This is a genomic window from Pantoea sp. 18059 (genome assembly GCF_902706165.1).
Taxonomy (GTDB): Bacteria; Pseudomonadota; Gammaproteobacteria; order Enterobacterales; family Enterobacteriaceae; genus Pantoea; species Pantoea agglomerans.
Genome location: NZ_CACSJS010000004.1, coordinates 360,665 through 375,254, shown reverse-complemented (window position 1 = coordinate 375,254; position 14,590 = coordinate 360,665). Strand labels below are relative to the sequence as shown.

The 14,590-nt window shown below is 54.9% G+C and carries 16 protein-coding genes; 14 read left to right on the top strand and 2 right to left on the bottom strand.

The genetic code is table 11. The annotated features are described in order from the left end of the window. Positions 1 to 120 precede the first annotated feature (120 nt). Positions 121 to 1,680, top strand: a complete 1,560-nt coding sequence (locus tag GVJ63_RS13685) for a methyl-accepting chemotaxis protein (RefSeq protein ID WP_010256457.1) — start codon at positions 121 to 123, stop codon at positions 1,678 to 1,680. A 156-nt stretch (positions 1,681 to 1,836) separates the two neighbouring features. Then, complete coding sequence (locus GVJ63_RS13680; protein ID WP_010699794.1) at positions 1,837 to 2,490, top strand: hypothetical protein; 654 nt, start codon at positions 1,837 to 1,839, stop codon at positions 2,488 to 2,490. A gap of 61 nt (positions 2,491 to 2,551) precedes the next feature. Here the strand turns inward: GVJ63_RS13680 and fbp are convergent, their stop codons facing one another. After that, the gene (gene fbp / locus GVJ63_RS13675; protein ID WP_010256459.1) at positions 2,552 to 3,559 is read right to left on the bottom strand and encodes a class 1 fructose-bisphosphatase; all 1,008 of its coding nucleotides are present in this window, start codon (positions 3,557 to 3,559) and stop codon (positions 2,552 to 2,554) included. A 168-nt stretch (positions 3,560 to 3,727) separates the two neighbouring features. Between fbp and mpl the strand changes: the two genes are divergently transcribed. Together mpl and GVJ63_RS13665 are read left to right on the top strand one after the other, a co-directional pair. Beyond that, complete coding sequence (gene mpl, locus GVJ63_RS13670) at positions 3,728 to 5,080, top strand: UDP-N-acetylmuramate:L-alanyl-gamma-D-glutamyl-meso-diaminopimelate ligase (protein ID WP_010256463.1); 1,353 nt, start codon at positions 3,728 to 3,730, stop codon at positions 5,078 to 5,080. 352 nt (positions 5,081 to 5,432) lie between these two features. Beyond that, on the top strand, positions 5,433 to 6,173 hold the full coding sequence (locus GVJ63_RS13665) for an oligogalacturonate-specific porin KdgM family protein (protein ID WP_010256466.1): 741 nt from the start codon (positions 5,433 to 5,435) through the stop codon (positions 6,171 to 6,173). A gap of 40 nt (positions 6,174 to 6,213) precedes the next feature. Here the strand turns inward: GVJ63_RS13665 and yjgA are convergent, their stop codons facing one another. After that, positions 6,214 to 6,759: a ribosome biogenesis factor YjgA gene (gene yjgA, locus GVJ63_RS13660; protein ID WP_010256467.1), complete on the bottom strand. Its 546-nt coding sequence runs from the start codon at positions 6,757 to 6,759 to the stop codon at positions 6,214 to 6,216. A gap of 115 nt (positions 6,760 to 6,874) precedes the next feature. On the opposite strand from yjgA, the gene pmbA reads away from it, so the two are divergent. The 10 genes from pmbA (at position 6,875) to GVJ63_RS13610 (ending at position 14,541) form a co-directional block, all read left to right on the top strand. Beyond that, positions 6,875 to 8,215, top strand: a complete 1,341-nt coding sequence (gene pmbA, locus GVJ63_RS13655; RefSeq protein WP_010256470.1) for a metalloprotease PmbA — start codon at positions 6,875 to 6,877, stop codon at positions 8,213 to 8,215. A gap of 63 nt (positions 8,216 to 8,278) precedes the next feature. Then, on the top strand, positions 8,279 to 8,665 hold the full coding sequence (gene cybC, locus GVJ63_RS13650; protein WP_010256473.1) for a cytochrome b562: 387 nt from the start codon (positions 8,279 to 8,281) through the stop codon (positions 8,663 to 8,665). 295 nt (positions 8,666 to 8,960) lie between these two features. Next, positions 8,961 to 9,308 carry a glycine dehydrogenase gene (locus GVJ63_RS13645; protein WP_022623928.1) on the top strand — a complete coding sequence of 116 codons (348 nt, stop codon included), beginning with the start codon at positions 8,961 to 8,963 and terminating at the stop codon, positions 9,306 to 9,308. Between the two features lies 1 nt (position 9,309). Next, positions 9,310 to 9,666 carry an SFCGS family glycine-rich protein gene (locus GVJ63_RS13640; RefSeq protein ID WP_010256477.1) on the top strand — a complete coding sequence of 119 codons (357 nt, stop codon included), beginning with the start codon at positions 9,310 to 9,312 and terminating at the stop codon, positions 9,664 to 9,666. A 2-nt stretch (positions 9,667 to 9,668) separates the two neighbouring features. Continuing rightward, positions 9,669 to 9,968 (top strand): DUF4312 family protein, encoded by a 300-nt coding sequence (locus GVJ63_RS13635; RefSeq protein ID WP_159227019.1) that lies wholly within the window; start codon positions 9,669 to 9,671, stop codon positions 9,966 to 9,968. 127 nt (positions 9,969 to 10,095) lie between these two features. Beyond that, the gene (locus GVJ63_RS13630; RefSeq protein WP_010256480.1) at positions 10,096 to 10,872 is read left to right on the top strand and encodes a DUF4311 domain-containing protein; all 777 of its coding nucleotides are present in this window, start codon (positions 10,096 to 10,098) and stop codon (positions 10,870 to 10,872) included. A gap of 11 nt (positions 10,873 to 10,883) precedes the next feature. Continuing rightward, positions 10,884 to 11,525 carry a DUF4310 family protein gene (locus GVJ63_RS13625; RefSeq protein WP_159227018.1) on the top strand — a complete coding sequence of 214 codons (642 nt, stop codon included), beginning with the start codon at positions 10,884 to 10,886 and terminating at the stop codon, positions 11,523 to 11,525. A 43-nt stretch (positions 11,526 to 11,568) separates the two neighbouring features. Beyond that, on the top strand, positions 11,569 to 12,699 hold the full coding sequence (locus GVJ63_RS13620; RefSeq protein ID WP_159227017.1) for an amidohydrolase/deacetylase family metallohydrolase: 1,131 nt from the start codon (positions 11,569 to 11,571) through the stop codon (positions 12,697 to 12,699). Then, entirely contained in the window at positions 12,683 to 13,804 is a 1,122-nt protein-coding gene (locus tag GVJ63_RS13615) for a DgaE family pyridoxal phosphate-dependent ammonia lyase (protein ID WP_159227016.1), read from the top strand. The genes GVJ63_RS13620 and GVJ63_RS13615 overlap by 17 nt, the downstream gene beginning before the upstream one ends. Next, the gene (locus GVJ63_RS13610; RefSeq protein ID WP_159227015.1) at positions 13,801 to 14,541 is read left to right on the top strand and encodes a KDGP aldolase family protein; all 741 of its coding nucleotides are present in this window, start codon (positions 13,801 to 13,803) and stop codon (positions 14,539 to 14,541) included. Before GVJ63_RS13615 ends, GVJ63_RS13610 begins: the two co-directional genes overlap by 4 nt. Positions 14,542 to 14,590: the final 49 nt, after the last annotated feature.

The following is a 14,590-nucleotide window of genomic DNA, read 5'->3' as shown; positions in this document are numbered from 1 at the left end:
CGTGATGATCAAGTTGTTAACACTAATCAGGGTTAAAGTTTCGCGCCGTTACTGCCGATACTTCATCCGTTTTAGGGCCGCTGGAAAATTTGCCTTTTCACATACACGGAAACTATCTGGATGAAACAGTTATCACTTCGCACGGGGTTGCTGGCATTGCTGGCATTTATGACACTGCTGCTGTTGGCGGTGAGTTTTATGGGTATCGTGGCAATTAACAAAGGGAATCGCTCGCTGGATGTGATCAACCGCATTCAGGGGATCGAGCTGAACAGTCTTTACCAGAGCAATGCCGATCTGATGCGGGCCCGCGCTAACGCCGCGCTGGCGGTGCGTAAAATTGAAATTGGTTTGCTGGAAGAGGGGGCGGCAGTAACAAAACTGTCGCAGGCGGATGTGGTCTCATCACAGCAAAGCCTGAAGCGCTTTGTGGACGCCGGAACGGTGACGGCGCACGGCAAAAAGCTGGCCGATGCGGTTTCGGCCAGTTACAAAGCCTATCTCGACCAGGGCATCAAACCGATGATGAACGCCCTGGATAAGCAATATACCGACGAGTATTACCAGCTGCTGGAAGGCAACCTGGCGACGCTGGCGGCCAGCTACAACAAGGCCGTCACGGACTTCAGCCAGCTGGCCGATCAGATCACGCAGGCCCAGCTGGCGCAGGCGGCCTACAACGAAACCAAAATGAAAATCCTGATCGCCGTGGCGGTGGTATTAACACTGCTGCTGCTGGTGCTCGCCTGGCAACTGCTGCGTAGGATGCTGCTGCAGCCGCTGAACCTGGCCATTCTCCATCTTGAGCAGGTCGCGGCGGGCGACCTCTCGCAGGCGCTGCCACCGTCGGGCAACAATGAGCTGGGGCGGCTTAATCATGCGCTCGCCGGGATGCAGCAGTCGTTGCGTACCTCGGTGAGTCAGGTGCGCGAAGCGAGTATGCAGATCGACATCGGCAGCCGTGAACTGGCCGCGGGCAACGTCAATCTGTCGCAGCGTACCGAAGAGTCCGCCGCCTCGCTGGAGCAGACTGCCGCCAGCATGGAGCAGCTCACGGCAACCGTGCGGCTTAACGCCAGCAATGCCCAGCAGGCGCACCAGCTGGCTAACGCGGTCTCTGATACTGCCGATCGCGGCGCGGAGGTAGTCTGCTACGTGATGGAAAAAATGCATGAGATTACCGACAGTGCCAATCGTATCGGCGACATTCTTGGCGTGATTGATGGTATCGCCTTCCAGACCAACATTCTGGCGCTCAACGCCGCCGTTGAAGCGGCGCGCGCAGGCGAACAGGGCCGTGGCTTTGCGGTAGTGGCAAATGAAGTGCGCACGCTGGCACAGCGCAGCGCTAACGCGGCCAAAGAGATCCGTACGCTGATTAGTGATTCACAGTCGAGGGTGAAAGAGGGCAGCGAGATGGCGACGCGGGCCGGGGAAACCATGGATGAGATTTCTGGTGAGGTCATGCGCGTAACGGCACTGATGAAAGAGATTTCGATGGCCTCCGACGAACAGAGCCGTGGCATTGAGCAGGTTAATCTGGCGGTCACACAGATGGATGCGGCGGCGCAGCAGAACGCGGCGCTGGTAGAGCAGGCCACCGCCGCAACCCAGTCGCTGGAAGCGCAGTCCGATCAGCTTCAGGCAACCATGGCGCAGTTCAGGTTGCAGACGGCGTAAAAATGGTGAGCGCATTTATGATGCGCTCATTCTTTTTTCTCATTTTTACTAAAGTCGACATGTTAACTGTTCTTTGAGCCTAAGTTATTTTTATCTAATGTTTTTTTAGTTAGCATGGATAATAAATCATTATTGTAAATAATCAGGACTGAGAATATGGATACTGTATTCGTTGAAACCCTTGAAAGGCTAACTTCCCTGTTGGAGCGTTCGCCTCTTAATGTCATGTTGGCTGTGATATTGCTTACTTTATTTTATTTATGTCGGCGGATTGCTAAAAATATTAAGGTCGAACATGTTTTTCAGCATACACTTAGCAATAAAATTAAACTTTTGAAAAATAAAATTAATGATGGAATTATCGAAAAGGAAGAGTCAACGCATCTTAAGAATCGTTATGTGACACTATCGAATCAGCAGATTTATGGTATAAAAAACAGGATAATTCAGCAGGAAGTTATTGGCATCATTAACCATTCGAGTGAAATAACAGATTTTAAGTATTTTGCTGTCCATCAATATGTTTTGAGTATCGATAATGGTGGTAAGCTATATTTCAATAAATCTAAGATAAGCTCCAGAATTTGCACTGCTTTTATGCTTTTAGTTATAGGTCTGGCAGCATTGGCATTGGGGATATTCATAATGTCTGCTGGCTCCTTTTTTGGCTTATTCATCAGTTTTCTGGGGCTGCTTTTATATTTTGCAGGATTAGTTCATTTTCCCGCTAATTCAGGTATGCGCAAACGAGCTGAAAAAGAGATAGCCCATTATTACCAGCATCGCGATGCGGCTGAGACGCACTATTAGCGAAACAATAAAAAAGCCTGCATTGAGCAGGCTTTTAAAATTTTACCTTACCACTGCCGGATTAACCCTGACGGCAATCCGGGAACTCGGCCAGGAAACGCTCAACGTCGTTCACCATCGCCTCGTTACCGCAGTAGAACGGGCAGCGCTGGTGCAGCGTGACCGGTGGAATATCCAGAATACGCTTCTGACCGTCGCTGGCTTTACCGCCCGCCTGCTCTGCCAGGAACGCCATCGGGTTGCACTCATACAGCAGACGCAGCTTACCCTGAGGATGGCTGGCGGTGCTTGGGTAGAGGTAGATGCCGCCTTTCAGCAGGTTACGATGGAAATCCGCGACCAGCGATCCGATGTAACGTGAGGTATAAGGACGGTGCGTGGGCAGATCCTCTTCCTGACAGAACTTCAGATATTTCTTCACACCCTGCGGGAAACGAATGTAGTTACCTTCGTTAATGGAGTAGGTGTAACCCGTTGGTGGATAGGTCATACGTTCGTGGCTGAGGCAGAACACACCCAGAGACGGATCGTAAGTAAACGCATGCACGCCTGCACCGGTGGTATAAACCATCATGGTGGAGGAGCCGTAAACCACGTAACCGGCAGCGACCTGCTTGTTGCCTGGCTGCATGAAGTCAGCTTCAACAACCGGCGTACCCGGCTCGCTGACGCGGCGGTAGATAGAGAAAATGGTGCCGACGGAAACGTTAACGTCGATGTTAGAAGAACCATCCAGTGGATCCATTAACACCACGTACTTACCGTTTTCTTCACCTTCAAAGATCACAAACTCGTCTTCTTCCTCAGAAGCGATACCGGCGACGATGCCACGTGCTTTCAGTGCTGCCTTCAGTTTCTCGTTGGCAAACAGATCAAGTTTCATCTGCTGCTCACCCTGAATATTCTCGACGCCGCTGGCACCCAGAATATCCACTAAACCGGCTTTGTTGATATCGCGGTGGATGATTTTGGCACCCAGCTTAATAGCGGAAATCAGCGCTGTCAGTTCACCTGTAGCGTGCGGAAAGTCATGCTGCTTCTCGACGATAAATTCGCCCAACGTTTTCATAACACATTCCCTGAATCTTCGATGGAGTGGCAGCACGCGTAACAGTCTGCCAACGGATGCGTACGCAGTTTAGCCGATTGAACTTCAAAAACCATAGTCCTAATCCGTTTCTTCCATCTGCGAGCGGCGTTACACTGTGCGCCGAACTTTTGAGTAATGGATCACGTAATGCGCATTCACATCCTCGGGATTTGTGGCACTTTTATGGGCGGTCTGGCGATGCTGGCCCGTTCACTTGGTCATCAGGTGACCGGGTCAGACGCCAACGTTTACCCACCTATGAGTACTCTGCTTGAACAGCAAGGTATTGAATTAACAGAAGGTTACGACGCCAGTCAGCTTGACCCGGTGCCTGACCTGGTGATAATCGGCAACGCGATGACGCGGGGTAATCCTTGCGTGGAAGCGGTGCTGGAACGCAACATTCCTTACCTCTCTGGCCCGCAGTGGCTGCACGATTTCGTGCTGCGCGATCGCTGGGTGCTGGCGGTCGCGGGAACCCACGGCAAAACCACCACAGCCGGCATGGCAGCGTGGATTCTTGAGGCCTGCGGCCTTGAGCCAGGGTTTATTATTGGTGGTGTGCCCGGAAACTTCGATGTCTCGGCAAAATTAGGAAAAAGTCCATTCTTCGTGATTGAGGCGGATGAGTACGACTGCGCGTTTTTCGATAAGCGCTCCAAGTTTGTCCATTACTGCCCACGTACGCTGATCCTCAATAATCTTGAGTTTGATCACGCCGATATCTTTGACGATCTGCGGGCGATCCAGAAGCAGTTCCACCATCTGGTGCGGATCGTGCCGGGCCAGGGCAAGATCCTGCTGCCGGAACATGATCCTAACCTCAAACAGGTGATGGCAATGGGCTGCTGGAGCGAGCAGGAGAACGTCGGCGAGCACGGGCGCTGGCAGGCGAAGAAGCTCACCAACGATGCGTCTCACTGGGAAATCTGGCTCGACGGCGAAAAAGTCGGGGAAGTAAACTGGGCGCTGGTAGGTGAACACAATATGCACAACGGGCTGATGGCGATTGCTGCCGCGCGCCATGTGGGTGTGAAGCCGGAAGATGCAGGCCAGGCGCTGAACAGCTTTATCAATGCGCGTCGACGGCTGGAGCTGCGCGGCGAAGTGAACAGTATCAAAGTCTATGATGACTTCGCCCACCATCCGACCGCGATTCTGGCGACGCTGGCTGCCCTGCGCAGCAAAGTTGGCGGCAGAGCGCGTATCCTGGCTGTGCTGGAGCCACGCTCCAATACCATGAAGATGGGCGTCAGCAAGAACGATCTGGCACCGTCGCTTGCGCGTGCTGATGAGGTCTTTCTGTTCCAGCCGCACCATATTCCGTGGCAGGTATCAGATGTCGCAGAAGCGTGCATTCCGCCTGCGCACTGGAGCGCGGATATCGATACCTTGGTGGAAATGGTGGCCAAAGCCGCTCAGCCAGGCGACACGATTCTGGTCATGAGCAACGGCGGGTTTGGTGGCATCCACCAGAAGCTGCTGGACAGGCTGGCATAATGTCACAGGCGCCCGTTTCGGGCGCTTTTTTAAAAGCATTATCTCCGGAAATATTATTCCCTCAATAAATCCCGCATATTTTTGAATTCGATCTGCTCACTCTTCCTGCCGTTGCCATGTTTTTCTTATTAGTGTCTGAAACAGAAAGGCCGCTCTCGCCGGTTATTTCTAGCATCATCCCTGTAGTAACTGAGGAATAATAATTAACGCGTTAAAGTTAAAGGGATAAATAACAGGTTCTCTTTATGCGCGATCTTATATTGATGAGGGTTTTAAATATAAGTTAACTCTGGGTTAAACGAATGAGTTCGGATAATTCATTGCTCTGATTACCACTAATAAGGATGTTCATATGGGAAATAATAATTCATTGTCGTTTTTGCTGGGCGCCGCGTTGTTATGCAGTTCTGCTGCGGCGCTGGCCACGGCTACCGTTGATTACCGGCATGAGTACCGCCTTCGCGACCGCACGCACTACGACAAGCTGGGTCTGAGCACCACGCTGCCGGACAATATGTTTCTCGGGGTCGAAACCAAATTCAAAACCGGCGGCGCCGATCCAAAAGACAAATATTATAACGACACCGTGTTAAACGTAGTGGAGGTGACCTTTCTGAAGTCGTATTACTGGGGAAACTGGACAGTGTCGCCTTTTATTCAGCCAGAATTTAACTCCTCGCGCACTGAATGGAAATTTGGTGTGGCACCCTGGTATAAATTTAATGATCGCTGGTCTCTCGGTGGCCTTTATCGTCTTGAGCTGACCGATTATGCGCATGACGATCAATGCCGTACCGGAGGTATTGATTATTGCGATACTGACCGGCATCGCACTGCCAACCGTTTTGATCTCTATCTGCGAAATAAAAGCGATCGGCTGACCACCACCTATAAGCTGGTGTATAAACACGCGGATGCGAAACTCTTTGCCAATAAACATGATGATTACGAACAGGAGTTACAGTTCGATTATGCGCTTGGCAACGATCGCGTCTGGGTGCCTTACGTCACCTTTGGTGATATCGGACGTTCTGCGACATCGAGCGAACGCCAGCTGCGGCTGCGCACCGGTATTCTCTATATCTATCGATGAATGCGCTGCCGGGAGGCGGGCGAGGCTGCCCGCCATGGCGTTACTTCGCTTCGGCCAGTTCGCGCAGATACTGGAAAATCTGACGGGCAGACTTCGGCGGCTTGCTGCCTGCTTTCTCTTTCTGCGCGTTACGGATCATGCTGCGTAACTGCTGACGATCGGCATCGGGATAAAGCGCAATCACGTCGCCCATCGCTTCATCACCCTGTTCAATCAGACGATCGCGCAGCATTTCCAGTTTATGGAACAGCGCAACCTGCTGGTTATGGCGATTATTGAGCTTATCCAGCGCAACGCGGATCGGCTCCACATCAATACTGCGCAGCAGTTTACCGATCAGCTGCAGCTGACGGCGGCGACCCTCTTTCTTGATGCGCTGTGCCAGTTCAACTTCAGTACGCAGGCGCTCATCCAGCGGGATTTTATCCAGCGAGTTTTTACCCAGATCAACCAGTTCGGCACCCAGGCGCTTTAACTCTTCTGCATCGCGTTTAATTTCACTCTTACTGACCCAGATAATCTCTTCATCTTCTTCTTCGTCATTATCTGGCACATCGTCGAGCCACTCATCGGGCTGTTTGGTCATTTCCGGGCTCCCAAAAAAAAGAGGCTAATCCTACCAGTTTATCGGGTGACTGCGAAATTGTTCTCTGACTCTGATAGACTCAAATCATTCACACATAAGATTAGACGGCAGGTCGATGAACGTATCTACTCAGGTTGCAGAACAGCGAAAAGTACTGGAGCAGGCCATTGCGCAGGCACTTGAACTGGCTAAAGCAAGCACTGACAGCGCGGAAGTGGCAGTCAGTAAAACCACCGGCATCGGGGTCAGCACCCGCTATGGCGAAGTGGAAAACGTCGAATTCAACAGCGACGGTGCGCTGGGCATCACCGTCTATCATCAGAATCGTAAAGGCAGCGCCTCATCGACCGACCTCAGCCCGGACGCGATCAAACGCACCGTGCAGGCGGCGATTGATATTGCGCGCTATACCTCGCCCGATCCCTTTGCCGGTCCGGCCGACGCAGAGCTGCTGGCCTATGATGCGCCAGACCTGGATCTCTACCATCCTTGGGAGATTGATGCTGACCGCGCCATTGAACTGGCTGCGCAGGCGGAACAGGCATCACTGCGCGCCGACAAGCGTATTACCAACACTGAAGGTGGCAGCTTCAACAGCCACGTCGGCATCAAAGTCTTTGGCAACAGCCACGGTATGTTACAGAGCTACTGCTCAAGCCGTCACTCGCTCTCCAGCAGCGTGATTGCCGAGCAGGATGGTAATATGGAGCGCGACTACGCCTACACCATTGGGCGCGCGTTTGAAGATTTGAAGAGCCCGGAGTGGGTCGGTGCAGAGTGCGCGCGCCGCACGCTCTCCCGTCTGGCACCGCGTAAACTTCCGACCATGAAAGCCCCGGTGATTTTCGCCTCAGAAGTGGCAACCGGCTTATTTGGTCATCTGGTTGGCGCGATCAGCGGCGGCAACGTTTACCGTAAATCGACCTTCCTGCTGGATTCTATGGGTCAGCAGATCCTGCCGGAGTGGCTCACCATCAATGAACAGCCGCATCTGCTGAAAGGGCTCGCCTCCACGCCATTCGACAGCGAAGGGGTGCGTACCCAGGCGCGCGACATCATCAAAGATGGCGTGCTGCAGACCTGGCTGTTAACCAGCTACTCAGCCCGCAAACTGGGCCTGACCAGCACCGGTCACGCTGGCGGCATTCATAACTGGCGCATTGCGGGCCAGGGCCACAGCTTTGACGACCTGCTGAAGCAGATGGGCACCGGGTTAGTGGTGACCGAACTGATGGGACAGGGGGTCAGCGCCATTACCGGTGATTACTCACGCGGTGCGGCCGGGTTCTGGGTCGAGAATGGCGTTATTCAGTACCCGGTCAGCGAAGTGACTATCGCCGGAAATCTCAAAGAGATGTGGCGCAATATGGTGACCATCGGTGACGATATTGAAACCCGCAGCAATATCCAGTGCGGTTCAGTGTTACTGCCTGAGATGAAGATAGCGGGACAATAAAGATGGATTCCTGAAGCAGCCGGTTGGCTGCTTTTTTTTCATCACAATAAAAAGGAAGTAATGATGCGTAAGCATGTGATTGCAATGTTGTCGGCTTCTCTGTTGTTCTCCAGCGTCAGTCTCTATGCGGCGGATCTGGAGCAGGATATGGATACACTGAATGCGAACCTGAAAATCGTCAAAAAAAGTGACAATGCTCAGGAGATGCAGCAGGCGTTAACCAAAATGCGTGCCGCAGCGCAGGATGCGCGACAGGGCACGCCGGATAAGCTGGAAGGCCAGCCGGCTGACAGCCCACAGGTGAAAGATTTCCATGCCGGTATCGACTCACTGATCGCGCAGATCGATGTGGTCAGCGCGCTGGCGAAAGCCAACAATGTGGACGGGGCGAAACGCGAAGCAGCGAAGTTCGACGACATCCGCAATACCAACCATAAGAAATTCCGTTAATCAGATCGCCGGCCAGCCAGGCCGGCGGTTTTTTACCATCACTTCTGCTTATCACCGCACCCTGAACCCCCGCGCGTCCGGCTTGTCGCCGCACAACATCACCGCTTTTCTCGGTTAAATCCATCAAATAACGCATTCTGCGACACGTGTCGCACTAAGCATGCAGCCTGCGATCTGACGCACAACCTTCACTTCAATTTCCACTTGCTGCTGGAAATGTTGCCTCTCCACAGCCGGGGCGATGACCGCTAATTTGTTTTTAACGCGAATTATCCGGTTTAACAGGAGTAGCAAGGTGAGTAATAACGGCGTCCCGGTGTATGAAGCGGCACCTGAGAAAGTGCAACAGCTGGCTGACAGCGTGATGACGCAGATTGCTGCGATCTATCAGCAGCAGGGTATTCAGCCCAATGCGGTTCAGCAGCAGATGCTGCAATCGCATGTCGGTGCCATGGCGTCACGCTCGCTGAGCGGTGAGCCGCTGCCGGAAGTGGAAGCGGAGCTGTTTGAAGATATTCCGCCGGAAACGTTAGCGCTGGCGCAGCAGGTCGTCGATCTGTTTGGCAATCTGCCCCGCGAAGAGGCCTGGCTGCTGTCAGTGCATATTGAAGTCGCGCGATCAAACAACCAGAGAGGAACATAAGATGGTAACAGTAGTGATTGGTGATCGTTTAGGTAAAGGACAGAAAGTGGCGGCGGGCATCGAAAAAGCGGGTGGCCGTGCCGTCGTGGTGCCAGGTGTCGCTGCTGACATGAAACTGGGTGACGTGATGAAGGCGGAAAACGCCGATTTCGGCATCTCGTTCTGCGGCAGCGGCGGCGCCGGTGCTATCACCGCTCAGAACAAATATGGCTACAAAGCAAAACATGGCATGCGTTCTGTCGACGAAGGCGTCACCGCCATTAATGAAGGTGCCACGGTGCTGGGCTTCGGCTTTATGGATAAAGAAGAGTTAGGCGAGCGGCTGGTGCAGGCCTGGAACAAGAAGCACGGCAGCTGATTATGAAAGAACAATACGTTACCCAGGTGACGGTCGAGGGCAAAGGCGACACCAGAGCGAAAGCCTTTGCCGATGCCCTGAGTCGTGTGCAGAACCAGGTTCTGCGCGCGACGCAAAAAATTCTGCTGCGCATTGAACCTCAGGATGTCCGGGTGCTGCGCGCGCAGGAGAGCGTCAAAACCGAGAAGTTTCTCTTCTTCTTTCTGGCGCGCCAACGGCGGAGCTTCAGCGTCACGCTGGAGATCACCGTCAGCGTCACCGTTTTCGACACCGAACAGGTGGCGTTCACGGCGGCATCGTAAAACAGAGCCTGTTAACGCCAGCCAGCCGTTTGCCCGATGCTCTGCTGTCGCGACATCGCGATGATCAGGCGTGGGCGATGCGGCGGCGTGGATAGGGCAGGTAAAAACGACAACAAGGTACAACAACATGTTTTTAATCATTTTGTTTAAGTCGTTGATCATTGGCGGGCTGGTAGGGGTCGGCGTCGGTGCGGGTGCTGCGCGCATGTTCCACGCGCCAACCACTCAGGGCATGGGCGCTTTCCGTACGCTGGGCGAGCTGAACTCGTGCGAGGGCGATCCGGCATCCCACTTCTCCTTTGGTCTTGGCTTCTTTTTCAATGCCTGGGCATCGTCGGTTGCAGCCGGTTCATTCACTCAGGATGTGGATCATCGCATCATTCCAAACTGGGGTGCGGCCGCCTTGATGGTGAAGAATCGTAATGTGGCGGAGACGCTGCACGATCCGAAAAAAATGGCCATCGCCTGCGGCATCATCGGCATGATCGTGGTCGCCTTCCTCAACTCCACCGCCTCGGCTGTTCCGGCTGCGCTGCAGGTCACGGCGGTCAAAGTGCTGGTGCCCGCCGCTAACCTGCTGGTGAACACCGTCATGCCGGTGATCTTCTGGCTGGCGGCGATCGACGCGGGCAGAAAGTCAGGCTTCTGGGCCACCATTTTTGGCGGTCTGGCGCAGCTGATCATGGGCAACGCCGTGCCGGGACTGGTGCTGGGAATCCTGATCGGTAAAGGCGTGGAAGAGAGCGGCTGGAACCGGGTCACCAAAGTCATGATGACCGCCATCGTGCTGCTATTTGTGCTGAGCGGCTTCTTCCGTGGTTTCGATATGAAGCTGCTGCAGTCCTTCCAGCTCGGCATTCCCGGCTGGCTCGACATGATCCATAACTCAGTCAGCGGCAAATAAGAGGCGATGCGATGAACGAAAATAAAGGCTTCTGGTACGCCGACTGGTCTTTCCCGATCTTTGTTGGCCTGCTCTCTTCTGGCGTCTTTGCCGGGACACACATGTATTACCTCTATGGCATCGGCGCGTTCAACGAAGTGGCGTTTGTGTCGATGCTGCGCGCAGGCATGGAGACCGGCGTCTACGGCGCGGTCGCCGCCTTTGGTGCCAGCTTCTTGTTCGCCCGTATCATCGAAGGCTCGCTGGTGGGCATTCTGGATATCGGCGGGGCGATTCAGACCGGCGTCGGGCTGGGCGTTCCGGCACTGCTGCTGGGTGCGGGCATTGTCTTCCCGGTGGCGAACTTCGCTGCCTCGCTGGCGACGGGCCTGGTGATTGGTGTGGCGATTGGCTACCTGATTATTCTGGCGCGTAAATTCACCATCAATCAGAGCGACTCAACCTACGGCGCAGACGTGATGATGGGTGCGGGTAATGCCTCGGGGCGCTTTCTGGGGCCGCTGATCATCCTGTCAGCCATGGCGGCATCCATTCCGATTGGCCTGGGTTCGCTGCTGGGCTCGCTGCTCTTCTATCTCTGGAACAAGCCCATTACCGGCGGCGCCATCCTCGGCGCGATGATCCTTGGGGCACTGTTTCCGATTGCTCTCTGATCTCACCGGCAGCCCGGCAGCGGGCTGCCGTTAAGGAGAAACCATGTACGACTTGATTATTCGCGGTGCGCGTCTCAGCGATGAGCAGGTGGTCGACATTGCGCTGCAGGATGGCCGTATCGCCGCCATAGGCAAGGTGCAGGGTAACGCGCAGCACGAGCGCGATCTGGCTGGCCGTTACTACCTCAGCGCAGGCTGGATCGACTCCCACGTTCACTGCTATCCCAAATCACCAATTTATCATGATGAAGCGGATGCGATTGGCGTAGCGCATGGCGTCACCACGGTTGTCGATGCGGGCAGCACCGGCGCAGAGCATATTGATGACTTTTACCGGCTGACACGCGCGGCACAGACCCAGGTTTATGCGCTGATCAATATCGCCCGCACCGGCATCGTCACCCAGAATGAGCTGGCTGACATGACGCAGATAGATGGCGAGGCGGTGCAGCAGGCGGTGGCGCGGCTGCCCGATTTTATTGTCGGCCTCAAGGCGCGCATCAGCAGCAGCGTGGTGGGCGAGAATGGTGTGCAGCCGCTGATTAAAGCGAAGGCGATCCAGCAGGAAACCGGCGGGCTGCCGCTGATGGTTCACATTGGCAATAATCCGCCCAATCTCGACCAGATTGCGGATCTGCTCACCACGGGCGATATCATCACGCACTGCTTTAACGGCAAACCCAACCGTATCCTGACGCCGCAGGGCGAACTCAAAGCGGCGGTAAAACAGGCTATCGCGCGTGGCGTCAAACTTGATGTCGGCCACGGCAGTGCCAGCTTCAGCTTTGAAGTCGCCCGCGCGGCGATTGCGCAGGGCATTCTGCCCGACACCATCAGCTCTGACATCTACTGCCGCAATCGTCTGGCCGGACCGGTTCACAACCTGGCGCATGTGATGTCGAAATTTTTCAGTGTCGGTATGACGCTGCCGCAGGTGATTGACTGCGTAACGGTCAATGCGGCGGCAGGACTGCGCCTGCAGCGCAAAGGCCAGCTGAAAATCGGCTACGACGCCGATCTGACTGTGTTTAGCGTCAAAGAGGAAACCCGGCCATTCATCGATTCAGAAGGTGAACAGGTCGCAGGTGAGAAGCATCTGGTCCCGCTGGCGGCCGTCGTTGCTGGTACGTGGATCGCGACTGAAGAAGGAAAAGCGCATGACCTCGGTATATGAAAAGTATGGCCTGAAGCCGGTGATTAACGCCTCTGGCCGTATGACGATCCTCGGCGTCTCTACGCCATCGAGTGAGGTGATCGATACGGTGAAATATGGCCTCGATCACTACTTCGAAATGAAAGATTTGGTGGATAAGACCGGTGCTTATATCGCCGGTCTGCTGAAGGTGGAGAACGCGCTGGTGGTCTCCTGCGCCTCGGCCGGTATCGCCCAGAGCGTGGCGGCGGTGATTGTGAAAGACAACGACTGGCTGGTGGATAACCTGCATGCCGCGCCGCTGACCGTCCCGCATCAGATTGTGGTGCCAAAAGGGCACAACGTGAACTATGGCGCACCGGTCGGCAGCATGGTGGCACTGGGTGGCGGACAACTGGTGGAAGCGGGTTACAGCAACGAGTGCTCACCCGCCCAGCTGGCGGCGGCGATCACCCCACAGACCGCGGCGATCCTCTATGTAAAATCGCACCACTGTGTGCAGAAGAGCCATCTCGATGTGGCGCAGGCCGCAGCCGTTGCGCGCCAGCATGGCGTCCCGCTGATCGTCGATGCGGCAGCGGAAGAGGATCTGCAATGCTACTACCAGGCGGGTGCCGATCTGGTGATCTACAGCGGAGCAAAAGCGATTGAAGGGCCGACCAGCGGACTGGTAATTGGCCGACACCACTACGTTGAGTGGGTCAAGCGCCAGACCAACGGCATTGGCCGCGCGATGAAAGTGGGCAAAGAGGGGATCCTGGGGCTGACCCAGGCGATTGAAAACTATCTGACGCAGCCAAAAATCAGCGGCGCGCAGATGGCAGAAAAAATGACGCCGTTCATTGAACAGCTCAACAGTCTGAATGGCGTGACGGCCCGGGTAGTGTGGGATGCCGCCGGACGCGACATCGCCCGGGCTGAGATCAAGTTTGACGAAGCCGCGATCCAGCAGCGCACCGGCGATCTGGTACAGGCGCTGAAAAACGGCGATGTGGCGATCTACTTCCGTGGCTACAAAGCCAACGAAGGGATCATTGAGGCGGACGTGCGCAGCGTCAGCGCCGATCAACTGCACACTATTTTCACCCACATTCAGGCACTGTTAAACGGAGAGAAAAACGCATGACGCTGACACCCAATTTCTATCAGGATCGTCTCTGCCTTAACGTACTGGCGGGATCGAAAGAGAATGCGCGCGCCATCTGGCAGGCGGCAGAAGGGCATGTGCTGGTCGGCGTGCTGTCGAAAAACTACGCCAGCAATGAAGCCGCTATCGCCGATATGCGCGAGTATGCCGCGCTGATCGATAATGCGCTCTCGATTGGTCTGGGTGCGGGCGATCCCAATCAGTCACAGATGGTGAGTGAGATTGCGGCAGTGCTGCAACCGCAGCATGTGAATCAGGTCTTTACCGGCGTCGCCACCAGCCGTGCGCTGCTGGGGCAGTCGCAGACGATAGTGAACGGTCTGATCTCGCCCACCGGCACGCCAGGTCTGGTGAAAATCTCCACCGGACCGCGCAGCTCAAAACAGTGTGACGGGATCGTGCCCGTCGAAACGGCGATCGCGATGCTGCAGGATATGGGCGGCAGCTCGGTAAAATATTTCCCGATGGGCGGTCTGCAGGCGGTGGATGAGTATCGCGCTGTGGCGGAAGCCTGTGCAAAACTGGATTTCTGGCTGGAGCCAACCGGCGGCATCGATCTGGAAAATTTCGGTGAGATCGTGTGCATAGCGCTGGAGTCGGGCGTCAGCAAAGTGATCCCGCACGTCTACAGTTCGATCATCGACAAAGACAGCGGAGAGACCCGCGTTGAAGATGTGAAGCAGTTGCTGGCCATCTGTAAAACGCTGCTGGCTTAGAGATCAACACGATCTGCCTGCAACAGGCAGATCGCGCAACATGGACGTT

What these genes read in the sequence shown, in the direction of transcription:
- GVJ63_RS13635 (WP_159227019.1), top strand. Translation starts at nt 9,669, where the DNA reads ATGAAAGAACAATACGTTACCCAGGTGACGGTCGAGGGCAAAGGCGAC.
- GVJ63_RS13610 (WP_159227015.1), top strand. Translation starts at nt 13,801, where the DNA reads ATGACGCTGACACCCAATTTCTATCAGGATCGTCTCTGCCTTAACGTA.
- cybC (WP_010256473.1), top strand. Translation starts at nt 8,279, where the DNA reads ATGCGTAAGCATGTGATTGCAATGTTGTCGGCTTCTCTGTTGTTCTCC.
- GVJ63_RS13615 (WP_159227016.1), top strand. Translation starts at nt 12,683, where the DNA reads ATGACCTCGGTATATGAAAAGTATGGCCTGAAGCCGGTGATTAACGCC.
- pmbA (WP_010256470.1), top strand. Translation starts at nt 6,875, where the DNA reads ATGAACGTATCTACTCAGGTTGCAGAACAGCGAAAAGTACTGGAGCAG.
- GVJ63_RS13620 (WP_159227017.1), top strand. Translation starts at nt 11,569, where the DNA reads ATGTACGACTTGATTATTCGCGGTGCGCGTCTCAGCGATGAGCAGGTG.
- mpl (WP_010256463.1), top strand. Translation starts at nt 3,728, where the DNA reads ATGCGCATTCACATCCTCGGGATTTGTGGCACTTTTATGGGCGGTCTG.
- GVJ63_RS13640 (WP_010256477.1), top strand. Translation starts at nt 9,310, where the DNA reads ATGGTAACAGTAGTGATTGGTGATCGTTTAGGTAAAGGACAGAAAGTG.
- GVJ63_RS13680 (WP_010699794.1), top strand. Translation starts at nt 1,837, where the DNA reads ATGGATACTGTATTCGTTGAAACCCTTGAAAGGCTAACTTCCCTGTTG.
- GVJ63_RS13630 (WP_010256480.1), top strand. Translation starts at nt 10,096, where the DNA reads ATGTTTTTAATCATTTTGTTTAAGTCGTTGATCATTGGCGGGCTGGTA.
- GVJ63_RS13665 (WP_010256466.1), top strand. Translation starts at nt 5,433, where the DNA reads ATGGGAAATAATAATTCATTGTCGTTTTTGCTGGGCGCCGCGTTGTTA.
- GVJ63_RS13625 (WP_159227018.1), top strand. Translation starts at nt 10,884, where the DNA reads ATGAACGAAAATAAAGGCTTCTGGTACGCCGACTGGTCTTTCCCGATC.
- GVJ63_RS13685 (WP_010256457.1), top strand. Translation starts at nt 121, where the DNA reads ATGAAACAGTTATCACTTCGCACGGGGTTGCTGGCATTGCTGGCATTT.
- fbp (WP_010256459.1), bottom strand. Translation starts at nt 3,559, where the DNA reads ATGAAAACGTTGGGCGAATTTATCGTCGAGAAGCAGCATGACTTTCCG.
- yjgA (WP_010256467.1), bottom strand. Translation starts at nt 6,759, where the DNA reads ATGACCAAACAGCCCGATGAGTGGCTCGACGATGTGCCAGATAATGAC.